This window comes from Komagataeibacter melaceti (genome assembly GCF_003403295.1).
In the GTDB taxonomy this organism is placed as follows: Bacteria; Pseudomonadota; Alphaproteobacteria; order Acetobacterales; family Acetobacteraceae; genus Komagataeibacter; species Komagataeibacter melaceti.
Map to the genome: position 1 here is coordinate 1 of NZ_QUWV01000214.1, position 4,522 is coordinate 4,522.

2 protein-coding genes and 3 pseudogenes are annotated in these 4,522 nt (G+C 52.6%); 3 read left to right on the forward strand and 2 right to left on the reverse strand.

The genetic code is table 11. From position 1 onward, the window contains the following. Positions 1 to 235: 235 nt before the first annotated feature. The 3 genes and pseudogenes from DY926_RS18075 (at position 236) to DY926_RS16430 (ending at position 3,786) form a co-directional block, all read left to right on the forward strand. Positions 236 to 1,604: pseudogene (locus DY926_RS18075) on the forward strand (hypothetical protein). Positions 1,605 to 1,715: 111 nt separating this feature from the next. Beyond that, positions 1,716 to 2,513 carry a hypothetical protein gene (locus tag DY926_RS17150; protein WP_148707836.1) on the forward strand — a complete coding sequence of 266 codons (798 nt, stop codon included), beginning with the start codon at positions 1,716 to 1,718 and terminating at the stop codon, positions 2,511 to 2,513. A gap of 658 nt (positions 2,514 to 3,171) precedes the next feature. Beyond that, a complete protein-coding gene (locus tag DY926_RS16430) occupies positions 3,172 to 3,786 on the forward strand; it encodes a hypothetical protein (protein WP_241503287.1) in 615 nt (204 codons plus the stop codon). Between the two features lie 63 nt (positions 3,787 to 3,849). Here the strand turns inward: DY926_RS16430 and DY926_RS16435 are convergent. Then, positions 3,850 to 4,095: pseudogene (locus tag DY926_RS16435) on the reverse strand (ATP-binding protein); the annotation flags it as partial. Between the two features lies 1 nt (position 4,096). Further along, positions 4,097 to 4,522, reverse strand: a pseudogene (locus DY926_RS16440) (IS21 family transposase); the annotation flags it as partial.

The following is a 4,522-nucleotide window of genomic DNA, read 5'->3' on the forward strand; positions in this document are numbered from 1 at the left end:
GATATCTGACAAAAAATGCCGCCCCCTGAGGCGGCTTTTTTGCGTCCTGAATTCCACCGCAGGAAATACATAGGAAACAGACGGAAAGGTACCGGGGCGCAATTTTGTCCACTTTCATAAATGCGTGATTTAAGAGCGGGGCACCCTGTCGCCTGTTTCGGGGTATCATTCTAGGCTTGGCGAGTCAGGACAGTCTGCCCTTCTGCTGTCCGTATCAGGAGACGCACAAGCAGCCATGGCCGCAGACGAACTCACGGGACTGATCCGTTATCTCGGTCAGGAGGACTGGCAGGAGTGTTTTGGCGAAGTGCTCGGCGATCACATCGGTCCGGCGCTGGAAGCGGGCGACATCTCCTTCGAGGATCTGGCGGAGATGATCGGCCCTGACGTTGCCATGACGCTGTGGGGCTGCGCTTTCGAAGATTTTCTCGGGCAGGACTGGGACGATGGCCGGAACTTCGTCGACGTTTACCTCAAACGGCGGGGTTGGAAGGAAGGGCCGCGCAACAGCGCCTAAATGCGTTCCCTCAAGGCTTCGGTCATGAGCCTGTATGAAGTCTCGGATATCAAACCCGGCCAGAGCCTGATGGCGCGTGACCTGCTGCGGGGTGGGGAACCCGTTCTGGTGCATGAAGGCACGGCTACCCGGACGCTGGAACAGTGGGACCGGATTGCAGCACGTCTCGTGCCATCTGATGGAAAGACCATTCTGGCAGGCGGGCTACTCGCCTATTCACGGGGTGCCTGCGAAGATCTGGCTGCGAACTTTTACCGGGCTCTGCGAAAAAGACGGGGCAAGGCCGAGTTTCCGAAAGTCGATACGCAGACGCTGCATGAACTTGCGCCGATGTTCACGCTGACCTGGCTGTTTCGGACACTGGAGGACATGACCCGACAGATGGAGGGGCCAGCGCCGTTCAATGGGGACGGAGAGGATTTGGTCTTCCACGAAGTGTGTTTCCCGCTGGCAAAGGGCGTGACACAGAAGACTGGCGGACGTGCTTGACGGGATCATGGCCCTGCGACCTGAAAACCGGTCATTCTGGAACTGGCTGAAAGAGCCGATGAGCAATTCCGTGGGCAAGGCTGGACGAGATGAAAACAGGCGGTTCCTGCGCACCGAGATGGATGATGGTGCGATCGTGCTGGGCACGCTGGATCTGAAGGGGCGGCAGTTGCGGCTGCAGGTGAACTCGAAAGAGCGTGCCGAACGTGGCCGTGCCATGCTGCAGGCTGGTCTGGGAGATCTCGTGCGTGCTCCGCTCACGCAGATCATGACGCCGGTGCAGGCGATGGAAGACCGGGGGACGCATGGACGTGAGGTCTCGCCAGAACTGCAGATCCCGCCCGAGGAGGAAGCCCGGATTATCGGGCAGATGCTGGAGCGGCACTATCGGCAGGTGCTTGATGAGCCTGTTCCGGCTCTGGGGGATATGATGCCACGTCAGGCCGTCCAGACAGCCTCAGGGCGTAAAAAGGTGGCCATCTGGTTGAAGGATATCGAAAACACTACGGTCCACGCCCAAGGGAGTGGCGGTGCCATGGCTGCCTACGATTTTGGGTGGATGTGGCACGAACTCGGAATCATCAGGCTCAGGAAATAGTCCGCTTACGCCTCATCTGAGACATTCAGCGGTTAGAAAATTTGCCTAAAACCGGATAGTCTAGCACTTTATATTCAGCTTTTTCACAGAACGAATAAAAATGGACATATTATGACGAGATTAAATGAAGATATAATTTTTTCTAATATGCAAAAATCCCTTCATTCTCTATATACAGATTTTCGCGCTAAATTAGTAGAAAACAAAGTCTTGTTTCCTGACGCTTCTGCGCCCTATTTGCTGAATCCAAAACCAGAATATGCTCACGCTGATTTTAGAGTCCTCTTTTACGGACAAGAACCATTGGGATGGAACTGGAGTAAAGAGAACTGCAAAGAATATCCAGCTTATGGGACCTGGCCTTACTCAGACATCTGCTCTTATGACGATTTTCTCACCCATTCTGATTCAGTCGATGCCCTTATGGAAGGCTATAAAAGATTCGATAATGCGACACATCAACCTAGGAACAGAAATAGTCCATTTAATCGTGCATTCAGGCAAGTCAAGGAAATTTGCGGCCCCGGAATTATGGTCAGCAATGTTTGTAAGATGTCTTATCAGAGCGACAGCGGCACAAGTTATCTGAAATCTCCAGAGCCTCTTCGAAAGAAATTTGATCCTTATCAGAACAAATTACGAATCGATGAGATAAATATTCTTTCCCCTAACGCAATTATGTTCTTCACTTCCTCCAAATACGACGATCTAATATGGTCCGGGGTGCCAGAACTTTCTCTGGTTCCCGCAAAGGATGGAGAAAATGAATGCCGTATTGGTAAATTTATATCTCCTTATTTACCTTGCCCTATTTATCGTACCTATCATCCTACATATTTGCAACGCAGTGGAAAATGGGAATGGATTCGCTATATATGTGACTTGGCTATGACGGCGAGAAATTTCTGAATTATAACTATTTGTTTTCTTTCTGGGAGACGGGCCTGATAATGTTACCATCTGAAGGTAGTATAGGAATATTTTGGCTTGTATCTGAAAAGGGAAATTCCCGATTTCTTCTTGACCGACGTCCGCTCAGTCAGGGGGAAACATATGGCAATGCAATGACGTGGGGCGGACATTACGAATTCTGGGAGCAGATACGTTCCGGGTGCATGAAGGAATGCTCCGCAGTTCCGCAGTGGTCCGAATACGAGGAGTGGCCACGAGGTCGGGTCGTATATAATATTCGAGAAAACATCTTCATCGTTTATGCGGATAGAAAATTGCTTACCGATGAAATGAAACGAGAAATTAGAAAAGCGTTCTCCTTGCCGACTTTAAATACACGGTACTCTCCCGACAATCATTACATTAGCATAAGGTCCGTAATGCTTCCACAACTGAACGGCACATAACTGACATTCCGCTCTCCCCCACGTTCCAACGTAAGCACTGAAGCTGATTTTCGTCCTCTGGTAGCCCCTTGATAGGCGTCACAGCAGCCGAGAACCCCAAAATTATCGTGAGGAGTCCTCCTCAGCCGGAATCCAGAGAGCCAGTCAAATTGTCCAATCAGCCTAATCTCGAAGCTCTTAATAAAAGCTGCGAACGCAGCATTACAAAAATGAGTGACGACGAGGCACTCGAACATATCGGTCGGCTGATCGACGATTCCTGTGATGCTGCATTTGAACGTGGTGCGAAGCGCGCATTACACTTGCTTGATGAGCTTACAAAGAGACCACTCACCGAAGAAGTGGCCGTGTTGGCGGAATATTTCCGGGCTAATGCGTGGACCATGCGATCGCAGATTGCTAATATTCGGCAATCTTCATCTTGGGATAGTGTGGAACTTCAGGGAGAGATGTTGGCGTTCACGCGCGCAGCCAGCCATCCCGGGTTCATGAAACTTGATAATGGACGGCGCTGCCAGATACTGACCAATCGTGCCAATCTGCTCGACAGGGTCGGTCGCTCGATCGATGCAATCGCCGGTTGGGACGAGGCGCTCCGCATTGATCCGCACTTCGCGAAGGCTCTCGGTAATCGCGGTGCCGGACTTAGGCAATATGCCGGTATGATCGACGACAATCGAGAGCGAACCATTCTGGCGCTCCATGCCTATGACAGCCTCTGCAAGGCGATGGCGCCGGATGCGGTGTATGACTCTGTCGACTTTCTGCCCATCATTGCGCAATTCAAGGACATGGCCAAGGTGTTGATTTTCACTGAGAACTGACCCGGGTTTTTCATCAGGAATTGACCCATCCAGCTGCTATTTCAGGCATAGTCGGGCGGGCGGTCAAGAAGAGGAGCTGTCCTTTCTGTTTTTTGACGCGGCGATGCTGGCGCGGAACCTGTGGCTGTCATTTCCTGTCTCGAGGATATGACAGTGATGGGTCAGCCGATCGAGGAGCGCCGTTGTCATCTTCGGGTCACCAAAGACGTCTCCCTATTCACTGAAGCTCAGATTGGTTGTGATGATGACACTGATGCGCTCGTAGAGGCGGCTGAGCAGATGGAACAGCAGGGCGCCGCCAGACGCGCTGAGGACGCTCGCTGGCATGGACCTCGGTGATGCTCCGGGCCAGTTCGATATGCTGCAGCCGTTCCCAGCAGTCCAGGCAGCGGGCTTCCAGCCAGGCATTCAGTGCCCCCAGAGCAGGAAAGGCAGGCAGATCCTGCCAGATCTGGCGTCGGGCATCCTGCACGGTCTTCTCGATCTGCCCTTTCTCCCATCCCGCTGCCAGATTGCAGAAGGTCGTCTCGAATAGATAATGGCTGGCCAGGGCCATGAAGCGCAGATTGACCTGACGTGCCTTGCCAGAGCCAATCCGGTCCACAGCGGTCTTCATGTTGTCAAAAATACCCCGCTGTGGCACGCCAGCGAGCACGCGGAAGGCCTCGGTAAGCGCATCAAAAAGCATCTCGTGGGTCTGCAGGGGATAGGCCCTGAGTATGAAGGCCCGGCTGAA